General features: G+C 73.2%; 25 protein-coding genes and 1 riboswitch. Of the genes, 13 read left to right on the forward strand and 12 right to left on the reverse strand.

Annotated features, from left to right (window positions below):
- Nucleotide 1 precedes the first annotated feature (1 nt).
- From AB5J87_RS25480 to AB5J87_RS25495, 4 genes are all read left to right on the forward strand, one after another.
- On the forward strand, nt 2–1,186 hold the full coding sequence (locus AB5J87_RS25480) for an ArsA family ATPase (RefSeq protein WP_369379586.1): 1,185 nt from the start codon (nt 2–4) through the stop codon (nt 1,184–1,186).
- Nucleotides 1,187–1,252: 66 nt separating this feature from the next.
- Nucleotides 1,253–1,681 carry a DUF5304 family protein gene (locus tag AB5J87_RS25485; RefSeq protein ID WP_369379588.1) on the forward strand — a complete coding sequence of 143 codons (429 nt, stop codon included), beginning with the start codon at nt 1,253–1,255 and terminating at the stop codon, nt 1,679–1,681.
- A gap of 66 nt (nt 1,682–1,747) precedes the next feature.
- Nucleotides 1,748–2,689 (forward strand): ROK family glucokinase, encoded by a 942-nt coding sequence (locus AB5J87_RS25490; RefSeq protein ID WP_369379590.1) that lies wholly within the window; start codon nt 1,748–1,750, stop codon nt 2,687–2,689.
- 77 nt (nt 2,690–2,766) lie between these two features.
- Nucleotides 2,767–3,537, forward strand: coding sequence for an endonuclease/exonuclease/phosphatase family protein (locus AB5J87_RS25495; RefSeq protein ID WP_369379592.1), 771 nt, complete (start codon nt 2,767–2,769; stop codon nt 3,535–3,537).
- 36 nt (nt 3,538–3,573) lie between these two features.
- Here the strand turns inward: AB5J87_RS25495 and AB5J87_RS25500 are convergent, their stop codons facing one another.
- Nucleotides 3,574–4,245, reverse strand: a complete 672-nt coding sequence (locus AB5J87_RS25500; RefSeq protein ID WP_369379594.1) for a hypothetical protein — start codon at nt 4,243–4,245, stop codon at nt 3,574–3,576.
- Nucleotides 4,238–5,017, reverse strand: a complete 780-nt coding sequence (locus AB5J87_RS25505; RefSeq protein WP_369379596.1) for an alpha/beta hydrolase — start codon at nt 5,015–5,017, stop codon at nt 4,238–4,240. Before AB5J87_RS25505 ends, AB5J87_RS25500 begins: the two co-directional genes overlap by 8 nt.
- A 154-nt stretch (nt 5,018–5,171) precedes the next feature.
- On the opposite strand from AB5J87_RS25505, the gene AB5J87_RS25510 reads away from it, so the two are divergent.
- The 5 genes from AB5J87_RS25510 (at nt 5,172) to AB5J87_RS25530 (ending at nt 10,415) form a co-directional block, all read left to right on the forward strand.
- Nucleotides 5,172–5,951: a 1-acyl-sn-glycerol-3-phosphate acyltransferase gene (locus AB5J87_RS25510; protein ID WP_369379598.1), complete on the forward strand. Its 780-nt coding sequence runs from the start codon at nt 5,172–5,174 to the stop codon at nt 5,949–5,951.
- A 29-nt stretch (nt 5,952–5,980) separates the two neighbouring features.
- Entirely contained in the window at nt 5,981–7,198 is a 1,218-nt protein-coding gene (gene macS / locus AB5J87_RS25515; RefSeq protein ID WP_369379599.1) for a MacS family sensor histidine kinase, read from the forward strand.
- A complete protein-coding gene (locus AB5J87_RS25520; RefSeq protein WP_369379601.1) occupies nt 7,195–7,863 on the forward strand; it encodes a response regulator in 669 nt (222 codons plus the stop codon). Before macS ends, AB5J87_RS25520 begins: the two co-directional genes overlap by 4 nt.
- Before the next feature lie 167 nt (nt 7,864–8,030).
- On the forward strand, nt 8,031–9,059 hold the full coding sequence (locus AB5J87_RS25525) for a 6-phosphofructokinase (RefSeq protein WP_369379603.1): 1,029 nt from the start codon (nt 8,031–8,033) through the stop codon (nt 9,057–9,059).
- A 354-nt stretch (nt 9,060–9,413) separates the two neighbouring features.
- Complete coding sequence (locus AB5J87_RS25530; RefSeq protein ID WP_369379605.1) at nt 9,414–10,415, forward strand: 2-hydroxyacid dehydrogenase; 1,002 nt, start codon at nt 9,414–9,416, stop codon at nt 10,413–10,415.
- A gap of 61 nt (nt 10,416–10,476) precedes the next feature.
- On the opposite strand, the gene AB5J87_RS25535 is transcribed toward AB5J87_RS25530, so the two are convergent.
- The 3 genes from AB5J87_RS25535 to AB5J87_RS25545 form a co-directional block, all read right to left on the reverse strand.
- Complete coding sequence (locus AB5J87_RS25535; protein WP_369379607.1) at nt 10,477–12,435, reverse strand: anthranilate synthase family protein; 1,959 nt, start codon at nt 12,433–12,435, stop codon at nt 10,477–10,479.
- 100 nt (nt 12,436–12,535) lie between these two features.
- Nucleotides 12,536–12,592, reverse strand: a complete 57-nt coding sequence (locus AB5J87_RS25540) for a trp operon leader peptide (RefSeq protein WP_101392327.1) — start codon at nt 12,590–12,592, stop codon at nt 12,536–12,538.
- Nucleotides 12,593–12,687: 95 nt separating this feature from the next.
- A complete protein-coding gene (locus AB5J87_RS25545) occupies nt 12,688–15,471 on the reverse strand; it encodes an N-acetylmuramoyl-L-alanine amidase (protein WP_369379609.1) in 2,784 nt (927 codons plus the stop codon).
- 152 nt (nt 15,472–15,623) lie between these two features.
- Between AB5J87_RS25545 and AB5J87_RS25550 the strand changes: the two genes are divergently transcribed.
- Together AB5J87_RS25550 and AB5J87_RS25555 are read left to right on the forward strand one after the other, a co-directional pair.
- Nucleotides 15,624–16,961, forward strand: a complete 1,338-nt coding sequence (locus AB5J87_RS25550; protein ID WP_369379611.1) for a class II 3-deoxy-7-phosphoheptulonate synthase — start codon at nt 15,624–15,626, stop codon at nt 16,959–16,961.
- Between the two features lie 170 nt (nt 16,962–17,131).
- Nucleotides 17,132–17,374, forward strand: a complete 243-nt coding sequence (locus tag AB5J87_RS25555; protein WP_369379613.1) for a bacterioferritin-associated ferredoxin — start codon at nt 17,132–17,134, stop codon at nt 17,372–17,374.
- 49 nt (nt 17,375–17,423) lie between these two features.
- Here AB5J87_RS25555 and bfr read toward each other — a convergent pair whose 3' ends face one another.
- Nucleotides 17,424–17,903 carry a bacterioferritin gene (bfr, locus tag AB5J87_RS25560; RefSeq protein WP_369379615.1) on the reverse strand — a complete coding sequence of 160 codons (480 nt, stop codon included), beginning with the start codon at nt 17,901–17,903 and terminating at the stop codon, nt 17,424–17,426.
- Nucleotides 17,904–18,057: 154 nt separating this feature from the next.
- Here bfr and AB5J87_RS25565 point away from each other — a divergent pair, with 154 nt between their 5' ends.
- Nucleotides 18,058–18,690, forward strand: a complete 633-nt coding sequence (locus AB5J87_RS25565; RefSeq protein ID WP_369379617.1) for a sulfite oxidase-like oxidoreductase — start codon at nt 18,058–18,060, stop codon at nt 18,688–18,690.
- A gap of 45 nt (nt 18,691–18,735) precedes the next feature.
- Here the strand turns inward: AB5J87_RS25565 and AB5J87_RS25570 are convergent, their stop codons facing one another.
- From AB5J87_RS25570 to thiO, 6 genes are all read right to left on the reverse strand, one after another.
- A complete protein-coding gene (locus AB5J87_RS25570) occupies nt 18,736–19,158 on the reverse strand; it encodes a DUF4396 domain-containing protein (RefSeq protein WP_369383668.1) in 423 nt (140 codons plus the stop codon).
- Nucleotides 19,159–19,498: 340 nt separating this feature from the next.
- The gene (locus AB5J87_RS25575; protein ID WP_369379618.1) at nt 19,499–20,350 is read right to left on the reverse strand and encodes a deoxyribonuclease IV; all 852 of its coding nucleotides are present in this window, start codon (nt 20,348–20,350) and stop codon (nt 19,499–19,501) included.
- Nucleotides 20,351–20,358: 8 nt separating this feature from the next.
- The gene (gene pknB, locus AB5J87_RS25580; protein WP_369379620.1) at nt 20,359–22,335 is read right to left on the reverse strand and encodes a Stk1 family PASTA domain-containing Ser/Thr kinase; all 1,977 of its coding nucleotides are present in this window, start codon (nt 22,333–22,335) and stop codon (nt 20,359–20,361) included.
- A gap of 160 nt (nt 22,336–22,495) precedes the next feature.
- Nucleotides 22,496–23,290 (reverse strand): thiazole synthase, encoded by a 795-nt coding sequence (locus AB5J87_RS25585; RefSeq protein ID WP_369379621.1) that lies wholly within the window; start codon nt 23,288–23,290, stop codon nt 22,496–22,498.
- A 3-nt stretch (nt 23,291–23,293) separates the two neighbouring features.
- Nucleotides 23,294–23,509, reverse strand: a complete 216-nt coding sequence (gene thiS, locus AB5J87_RS25590) for a sulfur carrier protein ThiS (protein WP_369379623.1) — start codon at nt 23,507–23,509, stop codon at nt 23,294–23,296.
- Nucleotides 23,506–24,702 (reverse strand): glycine oxidase ThiO, encoded by a 1,197-nt coding sequence (gene thiO, locus AB5J87_RS25595; RefSeq protein WP_369379624.1) that lies wholly within the window; start codon nt 24,700–24,702, stop codon nt 23,506–23,508. Before thiO ends, thiS begins: the two co-directional genes overlap by 4 nt.
- Nucleotides 24,700–24,813: riboswitch (TPP riboswitch) on the reverse strand. Its footprint overlaps the gene before it by 3 nt.
- Nucleotides 24,814–24,876: 63 nt before the next feature.
- Between thiO and AB5J87_RS25600 the strand changes: the two genes are divergently transcribed.
- Nucleotides 24,877–26,097 (forward strand): NAD(P)/FAD-dependent oxidoreductase, encoded by a 1,221-nt coding sequence (locus AB5J87_RS25600; protein WP_369379625.1) that lies wholly within the window; start codon nt 24,877–24,879, stop codon nt 26,095–26,097.
- Nucleotides 26,098–26,140: the final 43 nt, after the last annotated feature.

Below are 26,140 nucleotides of genomic sequence, written 5' to 3' on the forward strand. Positions count from 1 at the left end.
CGTGCGCACGGTCCTCGTCACCGGTCCCGGCGGCGCGGGCCGCACCACCGTCGCCGCCGCGACCGCGCTCGCGGCGGCCCGGCGCGGTGAGCGCGTCCTGCTGATCGGCACCGACCGCGAGGACGCGCTCGGCCCGCTGCTCGGCGGCGGGGAACCGGCCGGCCCGGACGTCGTCCGCATCGACTCCGGCGCCCACTTCCGTACCGAACTGCTCGCCCTCCAGGACCGGGCCGGGGCCGCGCTCGACCTCCTGGGCGCGGGCCGCCTGGACGGCGAGGAGCTGACCGAGCTGCCCGGCGCCGAGCAGCTCGCCCTGCTCGGGGCGGTGCGCGAGAGCGCGGGCGGCGGCCACGACCTGGTCGTCGTCGACATGCCGCCGGTCCACCAGAGCATCGCCGCCCTCGCCCTGCCCGCCCAGCTGCGCCGCTGTCTGCGCCGCCTGCTGCCGCCCGAGCGGCAGGCCGCCCGCTCGCTGCGCCCGGTCCTCGCCCAGCTCGCCGGGGTCCCGATGCCCGCGCAGTGGCTGTACGAGACGACCGCCCGCTGGGACGCGGAACTGGCCGCCGTGCAGGCCGTGGTGGAGGACCCGGGCACGACCGTACGGCTGGTCGCCGAGCCCGGCGCGGCCGGCGTCGCCGCCCTGCGCACCGCCCGGCTCGGGCTGGCGCTGCACGGACTGACGCCGGACGCGGTGATCGCCAACCGGGTGCTGCCCACCGGCTCGGCCGACCGCTTCCTCGCTGCGCTCTCCGGGCACCAGCAGTGCGCGCTCAAGGAGCTGGCCGAGGACTTCGAGGGCGTACCGCTGCACGAGGTCCCGCACCTGGGCCGCGACCCGCGGGGCCCCGAGGAGCTCGACGAGCTGATCGACGGGCCGACCGGGGAGATCGGGCCGTGGGCCGCCGAGGACGGCGGGGCCGCGGGAGCCGCGCCGTGGCACGTGGAGGACCGCCTGGCCGCCGACGGCGTACTGGTGTGGCACCTGCCGCTGCCCGGCGCCCGCAAGGACGAGCTGGGGCTGGTGCGCCGGGGGGACGAACTCCTGCTCACCGTCGGCCCGTTCCGCCGGATCGTCACCCTGCCCTCGGCGCTGCGCCGCTGCACGGTCTCCGGCGCCGCGCTCACCGACGGCGTGCTGCGCGTCCGGTTCGCCCCCGACCCGGACCTGTGGCCCCGCGCGCGCTGAACGCCGTACCCCCATTCGGGTAACGTCGAGGGAACAGACCCTTCTCCCCAGCAGCTGGAGTCCGCCATGAGCGAAGCCACCGAGCGTCCCGCCCCGGACGCGGATGCCTGGGCCGACGCGTGCGCCGAGGACCTCGCCGAGGAGAAGGCGCGCCGCCGCGTCGCCTACGGCCCGCCGCCCGGGTCGGCCGCCGAGGAGCTGCGCAAACTGGTCGACGCGGTCGCCGACAAATTCTCCGACCTGCAGTCCTCGCTGCCCGGCATGGCCGCGCAGGGCGCCGTGCAGCAGCTCATCAGCCAGGCGAAGGCGGTCGTCGAGCCGGTCATCGAGCGCAACCCGCAGGTCTTCGACCACCTCGCCGCGGCGGGCGGCGAACTGCTCGCCGCCTACCGGTCCGCGGTCGAGGGCCAGGAGCGCCGCTGGGCGTCCGGCGGGCCCAAGAAGGGCGACGGCGGGGCGGGCGCGGGCCCCGGCGAGCACATCGACCTGGACTGACTGAGGGGTGCCCGCGCTCGGGTACGGTGGGCCGTAGCGGGGCTCGACCGAAAACTGAGGGACTTAATGGGACTCACCATCGGCGTCGACATCGGCGGCACCAAGATCGCGGCAGGAGTGGTCGACGAGGAGGGCCACATCCTCGAAACGCACACCGTGCCCACGCCGCCGACCGCTGACGCCATCGTGGACGCGATCTGCACCGCCGTGGGGGGAGCGGGCCAGGGGCAGGAGATCGAGGCCGTCGGCATCGGCGCCGCCGGCTACGTCGACGACAAGCGCGCCACCGTGCTCTTCGCACCCAACATCGACTGGCGCCACGAGCCGCTCAAGGACAAGGTCGAGCAGCGCGTCGGCCTCCCCGTGGTGGTGGAGAACGACGCCAACGCGGCGGCCTGGGGCGAGTACCGCTTCGGCGCGGGCCAGGGCCACGACGACGTCATCTGCATCACCCTCGGCACCGGTCTCGGCGGCGGCATCATCATCGGCAACAAGCTGCGCCGCGGGCGCTTCGGGGTGGCCGCCGAGTTCGGCCACATCCGGGTGGTGCCCGACGGTCTGCTGTGCGGCTGCGGCAGCCAGGGCTGCTGGGAGCAGTACGCCTCGGGGCGCGCGCTCGTGCGGTACGCCCGCCAGCGCGCCAACGCGACCCCCGAGAACGCCCAGATCCTCCTCGGGCTCGGCGACGGCACCGTCGAGGGCATCGAGGGCAAGCACATCAGCGCCGCCGCCCGCCAGGGCGACCCGGTCGCGACGGACTCCTTCCGCGAGCTGGCCCGCTGGGCCGGCGCCGGTCTGGCCGACCTGGCCTCGCTCTTCGACCCGTCGGCGTTCATCGTCGGCGGCGGCGTCTCGGACGAGGGCGAACTGGTCCTCGACCCGATCCGCAAGTCGTTCCGGCGCTGGCTGATCGGCGGCCAGTGGCGACCGCACGCCCAGGTGCTGGCCGCGCAGCTCGGCAACAAGGCCGGGCTCGTCGGCGCGGCCGACTTGGCCCGCCAGGGCTGATCGCCGCGCCACGCACGGCAGTTGAGCGCCCGCCGCGTCCGTCACGGACGCGGCGGGCGCTGCTCTATGTTGTGCCCATGTCGCTCACGGATCTTCCCGCGTCCCGTACGGAGAACGGCTCCGCCGTGATCCGCGTCCTCAGCTACAACGTCCGCTCGATGCGCGACGACAACGCGGCCCTGGCCCGGGTGATCCGCGCCTGCGACCCCGATCTGGTGCTCGTCCAGGAGGCCCCGCGCTTCTTCCGCTGGCGCAAGGCGGCGGCGCGGCTGGCGGCGGCCAGTGAGCTGGTGGTGCTGAGCGGCGGCGCCACGGCCGCCGGGCCGCTGCTGCTCTGCTCGCTGCGGGCGACCGTGGAGCGCACCGAGGACGTACTGCTGCCGCTCACGCCCGGACTGCACCGGCGCGGGTTCGCCACGGCCGTGGTGCGCTTCGGCGGCGCGCGGCTCGGCGTCCTGAGCTGCCACCTCAGCCTGCGGGCCGACGAGCGGCACGAGCAGGCCGGGATGCTCCTGGACCGGCTGGCCGCGATGGACGTGCCGCACGCGGTCGCGGGCGGCGACCTCAACGACCGCCCCGACGGCCGCGCCTTCGGCGCTCTCGCGGGCGGCCTCCAGGACTGCTGGGCGGTGCGCCCCTGGGGCACGGAGCACACCTCGACCCCGGCCGACCCCCGTCAGCGGATCGACGCGATCTTCGCGACGCCGGGGGTGGAGGTGCTGGGCTGCGGGGTCCCCACGGGGCTGGCGGGGGTGGAGCGGGCCGACCTGGTGGCGGCGACGGACCACCTGCCGGTGCTGGCGGCGCTGCGGGTCCCGGTGGATACGGCCGCCGCGCCCCTTTCCTGAACCCCTCAGAGGGGGGCGGGGCGGCCCGGGTTCCGCCTAGACCACCGCGCCGCGCCCCGGGTCGTCCTCGTCCTCGTCGTCCTGGCTCATCCGTGCCACCAGGGTGCCGAAGCCGCCGATGAAGCCGCCGACGCCCAGCGTGGTCAGCCACCAGGTGAACTCCCACTGCAGGATCGCCGCGAGCAGCATCAGCACCGGGCCGCCGATCACCGCGAGCCAGGCGAACTTCGCCGTGACGTCCGCCTCCGGCAGCGGGGGCGGCTCCGGCGGGACGAAGTGCCCCTCGTCCGAACCGTCCGGGTCGTCGGAGCCGGGCTCCGCCACCTGGTAGTCCCGGGGGCCGCCGACGCCCGGCGCGAACACCACCGAGCTGCCCAGCGGCCGGGCCCCGGGCGGGTCCGCGGGCCCGCCCGCGTCCTTGCCCGGGCCCTCGTCCTTGCCCTTCTCCGCGCTTTCGGCGCTCCCCGCGCCCTTCTCCGCCCGGTCCGCGGCCGTGCGGTCGGTGAGGTCGGCCCGGGGGCCGCCCGCGCCGCCGTCCGCCGCCGTCCCGTTGCGGTCGCCCTCCAGGAGCGCCAGGTCCTCCACCGACTTGAACGGCTTGGTGCCCGGCGGGTCGGCCGGCTCCTCGCCGTACCCCGCCACGATCGCCGCCCAGGCAGCCTCCTCGTCGATCGGCTGCGGCTCGCGGTCCGCGTCGTGCTCAGCCACCGGTCGTGCTCCCCTTCTTCCCGACGCTCGGAGCGAGGCGGCCGACGAACGCGTAACTCTCCTCGAAGATCCGCTCCGCATCGTGGTCCAACGTCGCGACGTGGTAGCTCTGTTCCAGCAGGATCTCGGTGACGTCCGTGGAGGAGACCCGGCCGAGGATCCGCGCCGAGTCGGCCGGGGGCACCACGTGGTCGTGGGGGCTGTGCAGCAGCACCAGCGGCTGGGTGACCTGCGGGAGCTCGCGGTCCACCAGCTGGAAGAACCGGCGCAGGGAGTGCGCCGCGTGCAGCGGCACCCTGTCGTACCCCACCTCCGCCGCGCCCTCCTTGGCGATGTCGCTGGCGATGCCCTTGGTGGAGGGCACCAGATGGCGCACCACCGGCAGCGCGTGCGCCGCCAGTCCGTGGACCTTGTTGCCCGGGTTGACGACGACGACACCGCTGACCGCGTCGCCGTGCCGGGCGGCCAGGCGCAGCGCCAGCGCGCCGCCCATCGACAGCCCGAAGACGAAGACCCGCTCGCACCGGGCGAGCAGCTCGGTCAGCGCCCGGTCCACCTCCGCGTACCAGTCCTGCCAGCCTGTGAGCTGCATGTCCTGCCAGCGGGTGCCGTGTCCGGGCAGCAGCGGCAGCTCGACCGTCAGGCCGCGCTCGGCCAGGAACTCGGCCCATGGGCGCAGCGACTGCGGGGAACCGGTGAAGCCGTGGCAGAGGAGGACGCCGACCTCTCCGCCCTCGTGGCGGAACGGCTCGGCTCCAGGGAGGACGGGCACCGGGATCTCCTGTTCATGAGCAGGGGCGGGGGAGTCGTACTTCACGGTACGCGACCGGACTGACACCGACCAGAGCCGTCACCGGCCCGCGCGCGGGAGGGCGGGCCCCGCTCGGGTTAAGGTCTGTTCGACAGACAGAGGGAAGGCATCCGAGTTGATCTACGGCGCTATGAAGTTCTCCATCGGCGGATCGCTGAAGCTTGCGTTCCGGCCCTGGGTGGAGGGCCTCGACAACATTCCCGCCGAGGGGCCGGCGATCCTCGCGAGCAACCACCTCTCGTTCTCGGACTCCTTCTTCCTGCCGGCGGTCCTCGACCGCAAGGTGACGTTCATCGCCAAGGCGGAGTACTTCACCTCCCCCGGAGTCAAGGGCAGGCTGACGGCCGCCTTCTTCAAGGGCGTCGGCCAGCTCCCGGTGGACCGCTCCGGCGCGCGCGGCGCGGGCGAGGCGGCCATCAAGAGCGGCATCGAGGTGCTGGAGCGCGGTGAGCTGTTCGGGATCTACCCGGAGGGCACCCGCTCGCCCGACGGCCGGCTCTACCGGGGCAAGCCCGGCGGCCTCGCGCGCGTGGCGCTCGCCAGCGGCGCGCCGGTGATCCCCGTCGCCATGATCGACACGGAGAAGATCCAGCCGCCCGGCAAGGTGGTGCCCAAGCTGATGCGGCCGGGCATCCGGATCGGCAAGCCGCTCGACTTCAGCCGCTACCACGGCATGGAGGGCGACCGCTTCATCCTGCGTTCGGTGACCGACGAGGTCATGTACGAGATCATGAAGCTCTCCGGCCAGGAGTACGTGGACATCTACGCGACCGCGGCCAAGCGCCAGATCGCGGACGAGGCCAAGCGCAGGGCGGACGAGGAGAAGGCCGCCGAGAAGGCCGAGCGGGCCCGTGAGGCCGAACAGGCCAAGCGGGCGGAACAGCCCGGCGACTAGCCCGTCGCCGGTCCGGGGGTGGGAAGAGCGTGGTGAAGCGCGAGCGCGTCATCAGGATGTCCGTCGAGCTGCCGCTGTGGCGGGCGCTCACCGGGTACCGCGTACTGACGATGATCTACGCGGTGCTGGTCTTCGGGTCGGAGTACGGCGACTTCGAGCGCCCCTGGATCGGCGTCGCCTTCCTGTCGGTGCTCGGCGTGTGGACGCTGGCCACGCTGCCCAGGGTGGCCAGCGCGGCCAGCTGCACCAAGCGCTTCCTCGTCGCCGACCTGGTGATCGCGCTCACCGGCATCCTGCTCACCCCGCTCGCCAACGCCGACGCGCGGCTGGTGAACGGGCCGACGCTGCCCACCATATGGACCGCCGGATCGGTGCTGGCGTTCGCGATCAAGGGCGGCTGGCGCTGGGCCGCGTTCGCCTCCTCGCTGGTGGCCGTGGCCAACCTGGTGGAGCGAGGCACCCCCACCCGCGACACCCTCCACAACGTCCTGCTGGTCTGCATCGCCTCCATCGCCATCGGCTATGTGGTCGAGGTCGCCCGCGCCAGTGAGGCCACCCTGGCGCGCGCCCTGGAGATCGAGGCGGCGACCCGGGAGCGGGAGCGGCTGGCCCGGGACATCCACGACAGCGTGCTCCAGGTGCTGGCCATGGTGCAGCGCCGGGGCACCGCGCTGGGCGGCGAGGCGGCGGAGCTGGGCCGGATGGCCGGCGAGCAGGAGGTCGCCCTGCGCACCCTGGTCTCCAGCGGTCTGGTGCCCGCCACGCACGCGTCGGAGGACCCGGCGCTGGGCGCCTTCGTCCGGACGGTCGACGACGAGGACGACCGGGGCGGCGGCGCGGACCCGGCCGAGCTGGATCTGCGCACCCTGCTCGCCCCGCACGCCGGATCGCGGGTCTCCCTCGCGGAACCGGGCGCTCCGGTGCTGCTCCCGCCCCCCGCGGCACGCGAGCTCGCCGCCGCTGTCAGTGCCGCGTTGGACAATGTCCGCAGACACGCGGGGGAGTCCGCCCAGGCATGGATCCTGGTGGAGGACTGGGGGGACGAAGTGGTCGTGACGGTCCGGGACGACGGTCCGGGCATCCCGGAGGGCCGGCTCGCGCAGGCCGAGGGGGAGGGGCGCCTGGGCGTCGCCCTCTCGATCCGCGGCCGGCTGCGGGACCTGGGCGGCACCGCCGAGCTGATCTCGGTGCCGGGCCAGGGCACGGAAGTAGAGCTGAAGGTTCCACGGGGGAAGGCGAAGGCATGAACGAGCACGACGTGAAGGTGATGGTGGTCGACGACCACCCGATGTGGCGCGACGCGGTCGCGCGCGACCTGGCCGCCGCCGGGTTCGACGTGGTGGCCACCGCCGGGGACGGCCCGCAGGCGGTCCGCCGGGCCACCGCGGCCGGGCCCGACGTGCTGGTCCTGGACCTCAATCTGCCCGGCCTGCCGGGCGTCGGCGTCTGCAAGGAGCTGGTCGGCGCCAACCCGGCGCTGCGCGTCCTGGTGCTCTCCGCCTCCGGCGAGCACGCGGACGTCCTGGAGGCGGTGAAGTCCGGGGCGACCGGCTATCTGCTGAAGTCGGCGAGCACCGAGGAGCTCATCGACGCGGTGCGCCGCACCGCCGCGGGCGACCCGGTGTTCACCCCGGGCCTGGCCGGTCTGGTCCTCGGGGAGTACCGCAGACTGGCCGCCGACCCGGCCCCGGCCGCCTCCGACGAGCCCAAGGCCCCGCAGCTCACCGACCGCGAGACCGAGGTGCTGCGCCTGGTCGCCAAGGGCCTCTCGTACAAGCAGATCGCCGAGCGCCTGGTGATCTCGCACCGGACCGTGCAGAACCACGTCCAGAACACCCTGGGCAAGCTCCAGCTGCACAACCGCGTGGAGCTGGTGAGGTACGCGATAGAGCAGGGCCTGGACGACGTGTGACGGGCTCCCTTCGCTCGTTTGACGCTCGTACGGGTGAATGACAAGTCGTCAACTGCCCCTTGAATTCGCGGAATTGACGTTTCGTCCCATGCCGGGGTGACCTGCGTCACCATTAGCGTGACGCATAGAGGGCTGCCATCCGTCTGCCACGGCGAAGGGACAATTCCATGCGGGTCGGAGTACTGACCGGAGGCGGCGACTGCCCCGGACTCAACGCGGTCATCCGGGGCGTCGTCCGCAAGGGCGTGCAGGAGTACGGCTTCGAATTCACCGGCTTCAAGGACGGCTGGCGCGGTCCGCTGGAGGGCGACACCGTCAAGCTCGACATCCCCGCCGTGCGCGGCATCCTGCCGCGCGGCGGCACCATCCTCGGCTCCTCGCGCACCAACCCCCTCAAGGCCGAGGACGGGGTGCGCCGCATCAAGGAGAACCTCGCCAAGCACGAGATCGACGCGATGATCGCGATCGGCGGCGAGGACACCCTGGGCGTGGCGGCCCGCCTCAGCGACGAGTACGGCGTGAAGTGCGTCGGCGTGCCCAAGACCATCGACAACGACCTCTCGGCCACCGACTACACCTTCGGCTTCGACACCGCGGTCGGCATCGCCACCGAGGCCATCGACCGGCTGCACACCACGGCCGAGTCCCACATGAGGGTCCTGGTGGTCGAGGTGATGGGCCGTCACGCGGGCTGGATCGCCCTCCACTCGGGCCTCGCGGGCGGCGCCAACGTCATCCTCATCCCCGAGCAGCGCTTCGACGTCGACCAGGTCTGCGGCTGGATCGCCTCCCGCTTCAAGTCGTCGTACGCCCCGATCGTGGTGGTCGCCGAGGGCGCCATGCCCCGGGACGGCGAGATGGTCCTCAAGGACCAGACGCTCGACTCCTTCGGACACGTCCGGCTCTCCGGCGTGGGGGAGTGGCTGGCCAAGGAGATCGAGAAGCGCACCGGCAAGGAGGCCCGGACCACGGTCCTCGGCCACGTCCAGCGCGGCGGCACCCCCAGCGCCTTCGACCGCTGGCTGGCCACCCGGTTCGGGCTGCACGCGATCGAGGCGGTCCGGGACGGCGACTTCGGCAAGATGGTCGCGCTGCGCGGCACGGACATCGTCCGGGTGCCGATCGCCGAGGCCACCGCGCGCCTGAAGACCGTCGACCCGGCGCTCTACGCCGAGGTCGGGGTGTTCTTCGGCTGACGCGGCGACGGCGCGCCGGGCGCCCCGGCCGGTGCGGGGTGCCCGGCGCGGAGACCCGCCGGGACCGGCTCTCCGGCCGACGCGGGAGACCGCCCGGCCCGGCCGCTGCCGCGCACCCGGCGCGGCGACCGCCCGCCGGTGGCCCGGCGGGCGGGTGGCCGGCGCCGGGCGGGCCGTGGTGGGGAGCATCCAGCGGGCGGGCCGCTGTCCCGGCGCGCCGGGACAGCCGGTGTCGCGGCCCGGCGGGCGAGCAGGCGCCCCCGACAGTCGATGCCCGGCCCACCGGGCGAGCCGGGTGCCGGGGCCGTATATTCGCCAGTAATCCGCCCATACCCTCCCCATAGGTGAGTCCCCGTGGAGATCCTGGCGTTCGGCGTTCAGGCCGACGAGCGGCCCCTGATCGAGCAGGCTTTCGCAGGTCAGCACGGCGTCCGATGCCTGGACGTCTTCCTCGACGAGGACACCGCGCGCATCGCGTCCGGCTACCAGGCGATCTCCACCAGCGTCAACGCCGACCTGGGCCGCTCGGTCCTGCAGACGCTGGCGGCGGGCGGGACGCAGTTCGTCGCCCAGCGCTCGACCGGGTTCAACAACATCGACCTGGAGGCCGCCGAGCGCCTGGGCCTCACCGTCGCCCGGGTCTCGTACTACTCGCCGTACTCGGTGGCCGAGTTCGCCTGGACGCTGGCGATGGCGGTCAACCGCAAGATCGTGCGCGCCGCCAACCGCACCCGCGACTTCGACTTCCGGCTCGACGGGCTGATGGGCCGCGACCTGCGCGGGCGCACCGCCGGGGTGCTCGGCACCGGCAAGATCGGCGAGGCGTTCACCCGGATCGCCCATGGCTTCGGCATGAACCTGCTCGGCTGGGACGTCACCGAGAACCCGGCGTGCGTGGAGCTCGGCATGAAGTACGTCGAGAAGGAGCGGCTCCTCGCCGACGCGGACGTCGTCAGCCTGCACGTGCCGCTGCTGCCCTCGACCCGGCACCTCGTCGACCGGGCCGCGCTGCGCACGATGAAGGACGACGCGATCCTGGTGAACTCCAGCCGGGGCGGGCTGATCGACACCCGCGCCCTGGTCGACGAGCTGCGGGCGGGACGGCTGACGGGGGTGGGGCTCGACGTGTACGAGGCGGAGGCCGGGCTGTTCTTCCTCGACAAGTCCCTCCACGTGGTCGAGGACGACACCCTGGCCCGCCTGGTGACCTTCCCCAACGTGGTGGTCACCTCCCACCAGGCGTACTACACCGAGGACGCGGTGGGGCAGATCGTCGAGGCGACGGCCCGCAACGTGGCCGACTACGTGGCGGGCCGCCACTCCGAGAACGTCCTGGTCCCCCGCCACCAGCCCTGACCGGCCCGCGCACCACCCCCCGGGGCCTGACCGGCCCGCCCCACCCCGTCCGGGGCCCGCCCTACGCCGTCACCGGCACCCCCACCGCCGCCAGCAGTTCCGTCACGATCTCCGGGCCGCGCAGCGTCAGTACCGACTCCGGGTGGAACTGCACCCCGGCGAACCCGGGTCCGCGCAGTGCGTGGACCTCGCCGGTCGCCGCGTCCCGGCTCACCTCCACCCGGTGCGCGGCCAGCTCCAGCGCCGCCTCCTCGTCGCAGCGCGCGGTGAAGCTGTTGTAGAACCCGACGCGCTCCCGGGCGCCGAACAGATCGACCGGCAGCTGCGCGCCCTGGTGCGGGACCCGCTTGCGGACGAGGGGGAGCCCCAGCTCGGCCGCGATCAGCTCGTGCCCCAGGCACACCCCGAGCACCCCGTGCCGGTGGGTGCGCAGCAGCTCGGCGGTGAGGGGCCGCAGCAGCCGCATCTTCGGGTCGGCCGCGTCCGACGGGTCACCGGGGCCGGGCCCGAGGACCACCGGCCCGCCGTGCCCCAGCACCCGCTCCCGCAGCTCCGGCGCGTCATGGCGCACCACCGACACCGCGAGGCCCGACGAGCGCAGCAGATGCGCCAGCATCGCCGTGAAGGTGTCCTCGCCGTCCACCACCAGCGCCTCGCCCACCGGCGCCACCACCTGCTCCCGCATCCGCAGCCAGAACGGCGCGAGGTCCGCCCGCCGCGCGTCCAGCGCCGCCCGCACCCGGGGGTCGTCGGCCAGCGCCGGACCCGGCCGCCCGGGCCCCGCGGCCGGGCGGCCCTCCCGTACGCCCAGCGCGCTCAGCACGCCCGCCGCCTTGGCGTGGGTCTCGGCGACCTCGCCCGCCGGGTCCGAGTGGCGCACCAGGGTCGCCCCGACCGGCACCCTCAGCCGCCCGTCCGGCGCGATGTCGGCGGTGCGGATCAGGATGGGCGAGTCCAGGGTCTGGGCGCCGCCCGCGTCCTTGGCCAGCAGCGCCAGCGCGCCCGCGTAGTAGCCCCGGCCGCCCCGCTCGTGCCGTTCGATCACCCGGCAGGCGTTCTGCACCGGGGAGCCGGTGACCGTCGCCGCGAACATCGTCTCCCGCAGCACCTCGCGCGCGTCCAGCGAGCTGCGGCCCCGCAACTCGTACTCGGTGTGCGCCAGATGGGCCATCTCCTTGAGCCGGGGCCCGACCACCACCCCGCCCCGGTCGCCCACCGTGCACATCATCTTGAGCTCCTCGTCGACGACCATGGAGAGCTCGTCGATCTCCTTCTCGTCGGAGAGGAAGGCGAGCAGGTCCTCGGGGGTGGGGCCGCCCGCCGGGTAGCGGTAGGTCCCGCTGATCGGGTTCATCACCACCGTCCCGCCGGACATCCGCACGTGCACCTCGGGGCTCGCCCCCACCAGCGTGCGCCCCTGCCCCTGCCCCTGCCCCTGCCCCTGCCCCAGACCGTGCCCGTCCGGCCCGTTGCCCCCGCCGGTGTGGACCACGAACGTCCAGTACGCCCCCCGCTCACCCGCCAGCAGCCGCCGGAACAGCGCCAGCGCGTCCGCCCGGCCGAAGCCCGGGATCTCGCCGGTGTAGGTGCGCCGGATGACGAAGTTGGCGCCCTCGCCCTGCCCGATCTCGTCCTCGATCACCCGCCGCACGATCCCGGCGTACTCCTCGTCGCCGACGTCGAAGCCCCCGCCCCGGACCGCCACCGCGTGCCGGGGCAGCGCCTCCAGGACCTCCGCCAGCGGCAGTTCGTAGGTCTCGTCGGCCTCCAGCACGGACAGCGGGGTGCCGTCGTCGCGCACGTCGAAGCCGCGCTCGCGGATCTGGCGGAACGGCACCAGGGCGAGCGAGGGCCGCTCCCCGCAGGGGATGTCGGCGAGCCGCTCCACCTCCCGTACGCGGCCGACCAGCAGCTCGACCACCTCGTGGTCGCGGCCGGGCGTGCGGCGGCGGATCAGCGCGAACGGCGGGCAGCCGGGTTCGAGGAGTCGGCCGAGGAGGGCGTGGGTGGTGCGGGGCATGGCGGGTTCCTTCCGGTGGACACGGGAGGAGGGAACGGCCGCGGGAAACAGAGGAGGCCGCCCCTCGGGCGGCCTTCGCGTGGTTCAGGAGTACGCGCGATCAGTGGGCCGCCGGATGAGCGGTCCACCACCAGTTCTGGTTCGAGTGCGCGAACATGCCAGGCACCTTAGCGGATCGGGCGCGGGAAGCGCGAAGGGCCCGTCCGCCCCTCGGGACGGACGGGCCCCCGTCGTACGGGCCGCGCGGACGGGTCAGACCAGCAGGTTGAACATCTGCCAGCCGCCGCCCACCTGGACGCGCGGGGCGAACGGCGCGCCCGTGGCGCCGCCGGTGCCCTTGTAGTACCAGAGCACGCCCGAGCCGTCCCGGGCCACCAGGTCCGCGACGCCGTCGCCGTTCAGGTCGCTCGGGCCGAGCAGGATGTTGTAGCCCTGCCAGCCGCCGCCGACCTGGACGCGCGGCGCGTACGGGGCGGTCGGCGTGCCGGTGCCCTTGTAGAACCACAGCACGCCCTTGGCGTCCCGGGCCACCAGGTCGGCCTTGCCGTCCCGGTTGAGGTCGCCGGTGGAGACCATCGCGTTGTAGCCCTGCCAGCCGCCGCCGATCTTCACCCGCGCCGCGAACGGCGCCGCCGGGTTGCCGGTGCCCTGGTAGTACCAGAGGGTGCCGGAGCCGTCCCGGGCGATCAGATCGGCCTTCCCGTCGCCGTTCAGATCACGGGCGCCGGTCAGGAAGTTGTACGTCTGCCAGCCGCCGCCGACCTTCAGGCGCCCCTTGAAGGGCGCCGCCGGGTTGCCGCTGCCCTGGTAGTACCAGAGCGTGCCGGAGCCGTCCCGGGCCACCAGGTCGCCGGTGCCGTCCGCGCGCAGCGCGGTCATCGCGGAGACGGTGTTGTAGCCCTGCCAGCCGCCGCCGACCTTGAACCGGCCGTAGAACGGCGTCGCCGCTTCGCCCGTGCCCTGGTACTGCCACAGCACGCCGGAGGAGTCCCGGCCGAGCAGGTTGTACCGGCCGGTGCCCGGGTCGGGCGCGGCGGCGGTGGCCACCTCCACGTCGTCGGCCTTCACGAAGGCCAGCCGGTGGTTGTAGCGGATCGGGTAGAAGAGGGTGGTGCCCTTGACCAGGGTGCCCTCGGTGGTGCCGCCGTAGTAGTAGTCGCCCGCGACCGGCGCACCGGCGGGGACGTACGCCTGCCCGGCGGGGATCCCGTACTTGAACAGCGGGTCCGAGTTCTTGCCGTACACCGCGCTGTCCTGGACCGGTACGCCGGTCCCGGCGTAGGCGGCGTCCTCGGGGTAGGTGCGCCCGTAGACGGCGATGGAGGCCGAGCCCGCCTTCGCCTTCAGGACCTGCTGACCGGCCGTGCCGACGGGAGCGGTGAAGGTGCCGCCCGGGTTGTAGAACCACGCCTTCTGGCCGCCGTACCAGATCGCGGTCCAGTCGGGCCGGGTCTCCGCGACGACGTAACGGGTGCCCGCGACGACCTTGTTGGACCAGTTCGGGCCCTCCGAAGGGGTCTGGCTGCCGAGGTAGGGGTCGACCGGCGGCGCCGCGTCGGTGGACGGCGAGGAGTACAGGTACCCGAAGTTCGCGGGCTGCTTGTAGGTGCCGCCCGAGTACGTCACCGTCGGCTGGTTCGCCGTGGTGAACGGAGGTACGACCCGGACCACCTGGCCGGCCTTCACCGGGCCGCCCGCGCCCTGGTCGCCCGTGGGCGCGCCGAGCAGGGACATGTAGTGGTTCCAGTCCCAGTACGGGCCCGGGTCCCAGTGCTGCCCGGCGACCAGCTTGTCCACCGGGCCGGGGACGTCGTCGTGGCCGACGATGTGCTCGCGGTCCAGCGGGATGCCGAACCGGTTCGCCAGGTACTTGACCAGCTGGGCGGAGGTCTCGTACTGCTGCTCCGAGTACCAGTTGCCCGCCTTGATGGCGAAACCGACGTGCTCGACGCCGATCCCGTGCATGTTGAAGGACTTGTTGCCCGCGTGGTACGACTCGTCCTTCGTCGCCACCATCTGGGTGACCAGGCTGCCGTCGGCCTTGATCAGGTAGTGCGTGCTGACCGACGTCGTGGGGTCCTGGAAGGTCTTGACCGACCCCTCGTAGGAGCCCTCGGTGTCGTGCAGGACGATCTGCCGGATCCCGAACGTGTCCGGGCGGCTCGCGACGTTGTAGTTGGCCGCGTTGGCCGGTACGAAGTCGCAGTTCAGCCCGGCCGGGCACTCCGGCGTCTGGCCCGCCGCAGCGCTGAAGGCCGCCAGGGACATCGTCCGGGGCCGGACCGGCCGCACCGACGGGTCGGCGGGCAGGTTCACCCGTTCGCCGTCGGCGGTGACGCGGGCCTCGCCCGTGCGGATCGAGTCGTAGACCCGCTTGGCGAAGAGCGAGGCGCCCTTCTCGTCGGTCGCCTGGCTGTAGCGGGCGACCGCCCCGTACCACTGGCCCGCGTCCGCGGACAGCGAGCCCGTCGCGTCCTTCTGGTACTTCGCCAGCAGGGCCGCGCCCGCGCGGATGGACTGGTTCGCGTCCGCGCGCACCGCCTCCGCCGGCTTGTCGATCAGCCCGGCGGCCTCGTCCAGCGTGTGCAGCCGGGGGTCACTGGTGTCGACGGCCTTGGGCGCCCGTGACAGGGCGCGCTTGGCGTCGAAGCGCTTCATGACCGTCGGGTCGCCGCTCATGTTGAGGTGCGACAGCCGTTCGGCGTCGGTCGGCCGCTCGATGTCGTCCGCCGTCACCCGGGTCAGGCCCATGACGTTGTACGCGCCGGTCGTCGACGGCTGCCCGTCGTGGTCCTCCCACAGCGTCTGCCGGTACGAGACCGCCATCAGCACGCTCTGCGGGACCTGGAACTCGCGCGCCGCCCCGGCGAACCGGGCCTGGAGCGCGCTGCCCGGGCCGTTCGCCGTGGTGCTCGCCGACGCGGGGCCGGTCGCGGCCACCGCCATGCCGGTGATCGCCGCGCCGGCCACCACCGCCGTGCTCACTCCGTAAGCGATCAGCTTCTTCTTGCGGTCTCTGCGGTGTCTCCGCTTCAACGCCCACCCCTGCATCGCTCTGTTGTTGTGTGAAGCCGTTCCGAAACGGGCCGAGGCTAGCAGGCTGACGATCACTTCCGGTCATCGGGCGTCCGCCGCGTGTCTCATCAGGTGGGCATGGGGGTGGACCGCTTGGGGGACCCCGTAAGGTTGTGGAGGTGACCGTGAACGTAAACACCTGGCGTGACCTTCCCGCGGCGCAGCAGCCCGAGTACCCCGATGCCGAGGCTCTGCGCGATGTGATCGCGGACCTCGAGTCGTATCCGCCGCTCGTCTTCGCGGGCGAGTGCGACCAGCTGCGCGCCCGGATGGGGGCCGTCGCCAAGGGCGAGGCGTTCCTGCTCCAGGGCGGCGACTGCGCCGAGGCGTTCGACGCCGTGTCGGCAGATCACATCCGGGCCAAGCTCAAGACCCTCCTCCAGATGAGCGCCGTGCTGACGTACGCGGCCTCCGTGCCCGTCGTCAAGGTCGGCCGGATCGCCGGGCAGTACTCGAAGCCGCGCTCCAAGGGCACCGAGACCCGCGACGGCGTGACCCTGCCCACCTACCGCGGCGACTCCGTCAACGGCTTCGACTTCACCGAGGCCGCCCGCGTCCCGGACCCCGAGCGCCTGAAGCGGATGTACCACGCGTCCGCCTCCACGCTGAACCTGGTCCGCGCCTTCACCACCGGCGGCTACGCCGACCTGCGCCAGGTGCACGCCTGGAACCAGGACTTCGTGAAGTCGTCCCCGTCCGGCCAGCGCTACGAGCAGCTCGCCCGCGAGATCGACAACGCACTGAACTTCATGAAGGCGTGCGGCACCGACCCGGCCGAGTTCAAGGCCGTCGAGTTCTACGCCTCGCACGAGGCGCTGCTGCTCGACTACGAGGGCGCCCTCACCCGTACGGACTCCCGCACCGGGAAGCTGTACGACACCTCCGGCCACATGGTCTGGATCGGTGAGCGCACCCGCCAGCTGGACCACGCGCACATCGAGTTCGCCTCGCGCATCGCCAACCCGATCGGGATCAAGCTGGGCCCGACCACCACCGTGGACGACGCGCTCACCTACATCGACCGCCTCGACCCGGACCGCGAGCCGGGCCGGCTGACCTTCATCGTCCGCATGGGCGCCGACAAGGTCCGCGACAAGCTCCCCGAGCTGGTCGAGAAGGTCACCGCCTCCGGCGCCACCGTCGCCTGGGTCACCGACCCGATGCACGGCAACACCTTCGAGGCCGCCTCCGGCCACAAGACCCGCCGCTTCGACGACGTGCTCGACGAGGTCAAGGGCTTCTTCGAGGTCCACAAGGCCCTCGGCACCCACCCGGGCGGCATCCACGTCGAGCTCACCGGTGACGACGTCACCGAGTGCGTGGGCGGCGGCGACGAGATCTTCGTCGACGACCTGCACCAGCGCTACGAGACGGCCTGCGACCCCCGCCTCAACCGCAGCCAGTCCCTGGACCTGGCGTTCCTGGTGGCGGAGATGTACCGCGACCAGTGAGCGGTGATCAGTAGGTAGCTTCGTACGAGCCGTGGGGCGCGGATCTGTGATCCGCGCCCCACAGTCGTCCCCAGGACTTTAAGGTCACCCTAACTTTGGGTACGGTTAGGTAAGCCTCACCGAAATGGGGATGGCTCGTCCGATCGTTTCCCGCCCGGGAGGTGAACCGCGTGTACGTCTGCTCTTGCTTCGGGATCACCGACAAGCAGGTCAAGGAGCACGCGGCGGCCGGTGCCTGCACACCGCGCCAGATCGCCTCGGCCACCAAGGCCGGCACCGACTGCGGCTCCTGTGTGCGCACCATCCAGGGCCTGCTCGGCCGGGGCGCCTGCCCCCGCCGCGAGCTGCTGGAGAAGGGCGAGATCGCCACGGTGCTCGCCGCCACCGACCAGGGGCTGGCGGAAGCGGCCTAGGACCGGTCGGTCCCCGCGCGCCCCGGGCCCGCGACCCCGTCGTCGGGGCTCAGCCCTCCGGCTGCTCCACCAGCTGCGCGATGTAGAGCGCCTCGCCCAGCGTCTCGATCAGCTCCAGCTGGGTGTCGAGGTAGTCGATGTGGTGCTCCTCGTCCTCCAGGATCTCCTCGAAGAGCCGCGCCGACGTCACGTCGCCCTTGCCGCGCATGACCTCGATGCCCCGCCGGAGCCGGTCGATCGCCTCGACCTCCACCTGGCGGTCCGCCTGGAACATCTCGGTGATCGTCTGGCCGACCCGCACGTGGAAGAGCCGCTGGTAGTTCGGCAGCCCGTCGAGCATGAGGATGCGCTCGGTGAGCTTGTCCGCGTGCTTCATCTCGTCGATGGACTCTTCGCGGGTGTACTTCGCGAGCTTCGTCCAGCCCTTGTTGTCCTGGATGCGGTAGTGCAGCCAGTACTGGTTGATCGCGGTCAGCTCGCCGGTCAGCTGCTCGTTGAGGAATTCGAGGACCTCGGGGTCGCCCTGCATCGCAGAGGCTCCTTCCACACGGGTGGGCGGCAGATTCGCGCGCATCCTCGCACCGCGCGCAAAGGCCGTCCAGTAAGTGCACGCTTAGTAGGAGTTGCCCGAATAGGGACGCACCTGGTCATGACCACCCCTCGCCGTCTGTCACCATGGAGGCATGGGTCAGCCGGAAAGCCCGGAGCAACGGGAAGCAGCGCAGCCGGAGCTTCCCCCGGGGCAGCGGCTCCAGCGCGGCTGGCCCGTGACGCACTACGGCCCGGTCCCCAGGTTCAAGCCGGAGCGCTGGGAGTTCCGGGTGTTCGGCGCGACCGCCGACGGCGACAAGCACTGCTGGAACCACCAGGAGTTCACGGCCCTGCCGTTCGACACGGTCGTCGCGGATCTTCACTGTGTCACGAAGTTCTCGATGCTGGGGGCCGAATGGGGCGGAATCCTCGCCCGTACGGTCGCCGAGCTGGCGCCCCCCGCCCCCGATGTCACCCATGTGATGGTCTGGGCCGAGTACGGCTTCAGCTCGAACCTGCGGCTCTCCGACTTCCTCTCCGACCGCACGGTCTTCGCCACCCACAAGGGCGGTGAGCTGCTGACCGCCGAGCACGGCTTCCCGGTCCGGCTCGTGGTCCCGCACCTGTACGCCTGGAAGGGGCCCAAGTGGGTCCGGGGCATCGAGTACATGACGGCGGACCGGCGGGGCTTCTGGGAGGAGCGGGGCTACCACAACGTGGGCGACCCCTGGCGCGAGCAGCGCTACTCGTACCAGGAAGAGCCCGGGGACGGCCCCGAGCTCTGAGTCCTGCTGCGTGCGGTACGGCCGGTACGCGCGTGGCCGCGGTGATCAGTGGTGGTACTGGTGGACCACCGCGTGTCCCTTGCCGCGACCGATCATCCACTTGTTGACCGGTGTGGTGATCACGAAGGCGAGCGCCAGCGAGACCACCAGCGAGCCCCAGAACAGCGCGTCCGAGAGGGTCGCGTCCATGGCGGCCGGCCAGAGCGCGATCACCCCGTTGTCGATCAGCTCCATGACGGCGATCGAGAGGGTGTCGGCGGCGAGCGCGACCTTGAACGCGGTGCGGAAGTCGACGCCGGCCCTGGTGATGCCGCGCAGGGTGAGCGAGTAGCCGAAGAAGAAGGCCAGGACGATGGCGAGCACCATCGTCGGCATGTTGCCCCAGCCGAACGCGGTTCCCACGATCATTCCGAGCACCTCGCCGATGGCGCATCCGGTGAGGCAGTGCAGGGTGGCCTGGGCCGCCATGGACCAGCTGACCTTGCCGCCGCCGTGACCGTGGTGGGCGTGGGCGCCGGTGTGGGCGTCGCCGTGCTGGTGGTGGCCGGTGTGACCCTCGTGCCCCGCGTGACTGGTGTGGTCGACATGGCCTTCGTGGCCGGTGTGGCTGTCGTGGCCAACGTGACCTTCATGTCCCGCGTGACCGCCGTGGCCCTCGTGCTCGCCGTGCTCGTGGTGGCCGTGCTCGGTGTGCGTGTGCGCCTCGTGCTGCATGACTTCCCCCAACGCCGGATGACCGTTCCTGCCGATGACAGGAACGGTATACCCCCCAGGGGTATTCCTCAAGAGGGGGGATCAAGGAGAAGGATCAAGGGCGCAGCGATTTCAGCAGCGCGATGTCCGCCGCCTGTCCCTCCTTGCCGCCGGGCGTCTCGATGACCACCGGGACCCCCTCCATCGCCGGATGCGCCAGCAGCTCGCGGAACGGCTCGGCGCCGATGTGACCGGCCCCGATGTTCATGTGCCGGTCCAGGTGCGAGCCCACCGCCTCCTTGGAGTCATTGGCGTGGATCAGCTTCAGCCGCCCCTCGCCCACCGTCTCCACCAGCAGGTCCAGGGTCTGCGCGGCCCCGCCCGGCCCGGCCAGGTCGTGCCCGGCCGCGTGGATGTGGCAGGTGTCCAGACAGACGCCGAGCCTCGGGTGGGCGTCCAGCGCCTCGAAGTACGGACCGAAGTCCCAGGTCCGCGAGCAGAGCGAGGAGCCCTGCCCGGCCGTCGACTCCAGCAGCAGGAACGGGTCGTCGTCGTGCGTCAGCTCGTCCAGGACCGGCAGCAGCCGCTCGCGCACCTGCGCCAGCGCCTCGGCGCGCGGACGCCCGCCGGTCGCGGAGCCGGTGTGCACCACCACCCCGAGCGCGCCGATCTCGCGGCCCCGGCGCAGCGAGTGCCGCATCGACTCCACGGACTTCTCGACGGTCGCCTCGGTGTGCGAGCCGAAGTTGATCAGATACGGGGCGTGGACGTACGCGGAGACGCCCTCGGCCGCGCACTGCGCGCGGAACTTCTCGTCCTGGGCCGGGTTGCCGGGGGGAGTGGCCCAGCCGCGCGGATTGGCGACGAAGACCTGGACGGTCTCGGCGCCGATCTCGCGCGCGTAGCCGAGCCCGACCGTGGCGAGGCCGCCGGCCACGGGGACGTGGCCGCCGATGGGGTTGCGCATGGGGTGGTTCAGAGTCCCTTGGTCTTGATGGTGATCGTGGAGCCCTCCGGCGCCTGGGCGCCGCCGTCGACGGACTGGCTGGAGACCTCGTCGCTGAGGAAGGGGAAGCCGCGGTCGACCTTGACCTTGAAACCGGCCGCCTCCAGCTCCTTCTGCGCCTGGCCGGCCTTCTCGCCGGTCACCTTGGGCACGGTGACCATCCGGGGGCCCTTGGAGACGGTGAGCGTGACCGTGTCGCCCTTGGCGAGCTGGGCGTTCTCGGGAGCGGACTGCGCGGCGACGCTGCCCGCCTCCTGCGGCGAGTTGACCTGGTCGGCGGCGACCCGCACCTCCAGCCCCGCGTCCTTGAGGGCGGAGGTGGCGTCCGCCACCGAGTCGCCCACGACCCCCGGGACCTCGATCGCCGCGCCCTTGCTGACGACCAGCGCGACCGCGGAGTCCGCCCGGCGCCGGGTGCCGCCCGAGGGGTCGGTGCGCACGACCGAGCCCTGGTCGGTGTCCTCGTTGAACTCCTCGCTGATCGCGCCCGGGGCCAGCCCGGCGTCGGACAGCGCCTTCTTGGCGTCGTCCAGCGGCTTGCCCGTCACGTCCGGGACCTTGACGGTCTCGGGCCCCTGGGAGATCACCACGGTCACCGAGGCGTTGCCCCGTACCCGCGCGCCCGTCTCCGGGTCGGTCTCGATGACCGTGCCCCGCCGGACGGTGTCGCTGAAGCGGTGCTCGACCTTCTTCACGCCGAGACCGGCGTCCGAGAGCCGCTTCTTGGCCGTGTCCTCGCTCTGGCCGATGACCGCGGGCACATGGGTGAACTGGCCGGAGTTGATGTACCAGACCCCGGCGCCCACGCCGAGGGCCAGCAGCAGGGCGACGACCAGCGCGAGCAGACCGCGCCGCTGGTTCAGCACGAACCGGGGCCGCCCGGTGCGCCGACGGGCCGGCTGCGGCTCGGGCGGCGGCATGGTCAGCCTGGTGGTGCGGTTGACGGGCTCCTGCTCGTCCGGCAGCGGGGAGGCGCCCGCGCGGTGCGCGGCGCCCCGGGGCGGGGTGGCCACCGCGCGCGGGATCACGCTCGTACGGTCCTCGGAGCCCGTGGTGGCGGACGACTGGTGGGCCGCCGGGGGCACCGCGTCCAGTTGTTCGTCGCCGAGCGCGGCCCGGGCCTCGCGGGCCTGCGCCAGCAGTCCCACCGCGTCGTGCGGGCGCGCCTCGGGGTTGCGGGCGGTGGCCGAGGCCACCAGGTCGTCGAGCTCGACGGCGAGGCCGGGGACGGCGGCGGAGGGCGCGGGCACGCCCTCGTGCAGATGGGCGTAGAGGATCTGGGCCGGGGTGTCCCCGGTGTGCGGCTTGGCGCCGGTCAGCATCTCGTAGAGCACGACCCCGCACGCGTAGACGTCGGCGCGGGTGTCGGCGGTGCCCTGCTCGATCTGCTCGGGGGCCAGGTAGGAGACGGTGCCGAGGACGCCGCCGGTGGTGCTGGTGACCGCGTCCACCGCCCGGACCAGGCCGAAGTCGGCGACCTTGACCCGGCCGTCGTCCCCTATCAGGACGTTCTCCGGCTTCATGTCCCGGTGGACGAACCCGGCGCGGTGGGCGGCGCCGAGGGCGGCCAGGACCGGCTCCAGGATGTCGAGGGCGGCCCGGGGCTGCAGGGCGCCGCGCTCGCGCAGCACGTCGCGCAGGGTGCAGCCCGCCACGTACTCCATCGCCAGGTAGACGTACCCGCCGTCGGTGCCCTGGTCGAAGACGCCGACCACATTGGGGTGCGCGAGCCGGGCCACGGACTTGGCCTCGCGGATGAACCGCTCCACGAAGGAGCCGTCGGCGGCGAGCCCCGGGTGCATCACCTTGAGGGCGAGGACGCGGTCGAGCCGGGTGTCGACGGCCCGGTAGACCGTGGCCATACCGCCGACGGCGATGCGCGCCTCGACTCGGTAGCGGCCGTCGAGCACCTGCCCGACGAGGGGGTCCTGAAGGGTCGTATCCACGCAGGAGAGTCTACGAGCGGCCACGGACAGCCCCGCCGCCCCGGGGGGTTTCCGGGGCCGTACTGCAGCCGAGCTGTGACGCGGCGCCGTGGGTGCGGACCGGTTCGGGCCGCTTTCCGCCCGCGGGCCGGCGGGCAGGCCCCGGCCCGCGGGCGCGGCCTCAGAACGCCGGGCGCTCCGGGTCCAGGGCCGCGCGGCCCTCCACCGGCGAGGACGCCTCGGCGAAGTGGCGCCGGGGGATCCGCCCCGCCCGGTACGCGAGCCGCCCCGCCTCCACCGCGTACCGCATCGCCTCGGCCATCACGACCGGCTCCTGCGCGCGCGTGACGGCGGACGCGAGCATCACCGCCGAGCAGCCGAGCTCCATGGCGAGCGCCGCGTCCGAGGCGGTGCCCGCGCCCGCGTCGAGGACGACCGGGACCGTGGCGCGGTCGACGATCAGCTCGAAGTTGTGCGGGTTGCGGATGCCGAGGCCGGAGCCGATGGGCGAGCCGAGCGGCATGATCGCCGCGCACCCCACGTCCTCCAGCTTCCTGGCCAGGACCGGGTCGTCGTTGGTGTACGGCAGCACGGTGAAACCGTCGTCCACCAGCACTTCCGCCGCGTCCAGGAGCTCGATCGGGTCGGGCAGCAGGGTGCGCTCGTCGGCCACCACCTCCAGCTTGACCCAGTCGGTGCCGAGCGCTTCGCGCGCGAGGCGGGCGGTCAGCACCGCCTCCCCGGCCGTGAAGCAGCCCGCCGTGTTCGGCAGTACGGCGATGCCGAGCTTCTCCAGTACGGACAGGACCGAGCCCTGGACGGTCGGGTCGAGGCGGCGCATCGCCACCGTCGTCAGCTCGGTGCCGGAGGCGGTCAGGGACCGCTCCAGGACGTCCAGGCTGGGCGCCCCGCCGGTGCCCATGATCAGGCGCGAGGTGAAGGTCGTACCGCCGAGGGTGAACAGGTCGTCGGCCATGGTTCAGCCCCCCTGGACGGCGGTCAGGACCTCGACGCGGTCGCCGTGGCCGAGCGTGGTCGCGGCCCACTCGCCGCGCGGCACGACCGTCTCGTTGACGGCGGCGGCGACCCCGGCGGGCGCGGGCGTCAGGGTGGCGACGAGGGCGGCGAGGGTGGTGCCCGCGGCGAGGTCGCGCGCCTCGCCGTTCACGGAGACGGTCGTCGGGGAGGCGGTCATACGGGCAGCTCCTGCGGTACGGACTCCGCCGGGGCGGAGGTGAAGCGGCGGGGGGTGAAGGGGCGGGCCTCGGCGGGCAGTTCGCCGGTGGCCAGGACGTGCGCCAGGACGTCGCCGGTCACCGGTGTGAGCAGCACCCCGTTGCGGTAGTGGCCGGTGGCCAGATGGAGGCCGGGCAGCGCGGTCGGGCCGAGCAGCGGCGCGTTGTCGGGGGAGGCGGGGCGCAGCCCGGCGCGGGTCTCGGTGAGCGGCAGCTCGGTGATGCCGGGCACCAGCTCGTGCGCGTCGCGCAGCAGCTCGTACACCCCGCCCGCGGTGACGGTGGTGTCCCAGCCCAGCTCCTCGCTGGTCGCGCCGACGACGAGTTCGCCGCTGGCGCGCGGCACCAGGTAGACGTGGCTGCCCCGGACCACCGCGCGCACCGTGCGGGACAAGAAGGGGGCGTAGGCGGGCGGCACGGTCAGCCGCAGCACCTGGCCCTTGACCGGCCGCACCGGCGGCAGCAGCTCGGGCGGGACGCCCGCGAGCCGGCCGCTGAGGCTGCCGCCCGCGAGCACGACCTGCCCGGCGGCGAGGGCGGTGCCGTCGTCCAGCACCGCGCCGGTGGCCCGCCCGCGGACCACCGAGAGCCGTTCGGCCCAGCGGCGGTGGAACCGCACACCGGCCCGCTCACAGGCGGTGACCAGGGCCTTCGCCAGGCGGCGCGGGTCGATCTGGTGGTCGCCGTCGACCCGGAGCCCGCCGCGCACCCCGGGGGCCAGCATCGGTTCCAGCCGACGGCACTCGCGGCCGGTCAGCCACTGCGAGTCGAGGCCGGAGCGCTGCTGGAGGGCGTGCAGTTCGCGCAGGTGGGCGCGGTCGTCGGCGTCCAGGGCCACCGCGAGGGTGCCGCAGGCGCGGTAGCCGGTCGCCGTTCCGGCCGCCTGCTCCAGCTCGGCCACGAAGTCCGGATAGCGCCGGGCGGAGGCCAGGTTGAGGCCGAGCAGCGTCTCCTCGCCGTAGTGCAGTTCGGTGACGGCGGCGAGCATGCCGGCCGCCACCTGGGCGGCCCCGCCGCCCGGTTCGGGGTCGGCGAGCGCGGTGCGCAGACCGCGCTGCGCGGCGCGCCAGGCCGTGACGAGGCCGATGATGCCGCCTCCCACCACCAGTACGTCCGCCCCCGGGGGATGTGTCCCGTCCTGGGATGAATGCATGGGCGTCCAGCCCCTCCCTTCGCCGGCATGACCCGGATCAGGTTCGTACGGTCGGAGGCCGCTGCAGCCTCCCTCTCAGCCCGGTGCGTCCGGGCTCCCGCGAGTGCTTGTACGTGCGCCAGGCTAACGCGTGACCGGTTTCCTGACGAACAGTCAGATGTTTATGGTGATCGGGTGAGCGAAAAGCAGACGCATTCGGAACAGCGGCACGTGGTCGTCGTCGGCGCGGGCATGGCCGGGGTGCAGACCGCGGTGGCCCTGCGCGAACAGGGCTTCCCCGGCCGGATCACCCTCATCGGCGCCGAGCCCCACCAGCCGTACGACCGGCCCCCGCTCTCCAAGGCGGTGCTGCTCGGCAAGGCCGAGGGCTCGGCCTTCGAGGTGGACTTCGAGGGGCTCGGGGTCGAGCTGCGGCTGGGCCGCAGCGCGCTGGGCGTACGCGCGCGTGAGCACGAGGTCGACACCGAGGCCGGACCGGTCCGCTACGACACCCTGGTGATCGCCTCCGGCGCCGAACCGATCACCCTGCCCGGCGCCTCGGAGATGCCGGACGTCCATCTGCTGCGCACCCTGGACGACGCCGGACGGCTGCGCGCGGTCCTGGGCGCCCAGCGCCGGGTCGTGGTCGTCGGGGCGGGCTGGATCGGCGCCGAGTTCGCCACCGCCGCGCGCGAGGCGGGCTGCGCGGTCACCGTCGTCGAGGCGGCGGACCGGCCGCTGGCCGGGGCGCTGCCCGCCGAGGTCACCGCGCCGATGGCCCACTGGTACGCGGAGAGTGGCGCCGAACTGCTCACCCGCGCGCGCGTGGCGGCCCTGGAGCCCGGCGCCGTGGTGCTCGCCGATGGCCGACGGCTGCCCGCCGACGCGGTCGTGGTGGGCATCGGCGCCCGCCCCACCACCGACTGGCTGGAGGGCGCCGGCATCGAGCGCGGCCCGGAGGGCGCCATCACCGCCGACGACCGGCTGCGCACCTCGCTCCCCGACGTCTACGCGGTCGGCGACTGCGCCTCCTTCCCCTCGGGAAGGTACGGGGAGCGGCTGCTCATCCACCACTGGGACAACGCGCTCCAGGGGCCGCGCACGGTCGCCGCCGACATCGTCGGCGAGGCGGTGCGCCCGTACGACCCGGTGCCCTACTTCTGGTCCGAGCAGTTCGGCAGGTTCGTGCAGTACGTCGGCCACCACGGCGGCGCCGACCGGCTGCTGTGGCGGGGCGAGCCCTCCGGCGCCGCCTGGACGGTGTGCTGGCTGCGCGAGGGGGTGCTGGTCGCCCTGCTGGCGGTCGGCCGGCCGCGCGATCTGGCGCAGGGCCGCAAGCTCATCGAGGCCGGTGCGCGGCTGGATCCGGTCCGCGCGGCCGACCCCTCCGTGCCCCTCAAGACCGCGGTCGGCTGAGCTCCGGCTACCGAGTGTCAGTCCGGGATGGCACGCTTGTCCC

Origin of the sequence: Streptomyces sp. cg36, assembly GCF_041080675.1 — a bacterium.
GTDB lineage: Bacteria > Actinomycetota > Actinomycetes > Streptomycetales > Streptomycetaceae > Streptomyces.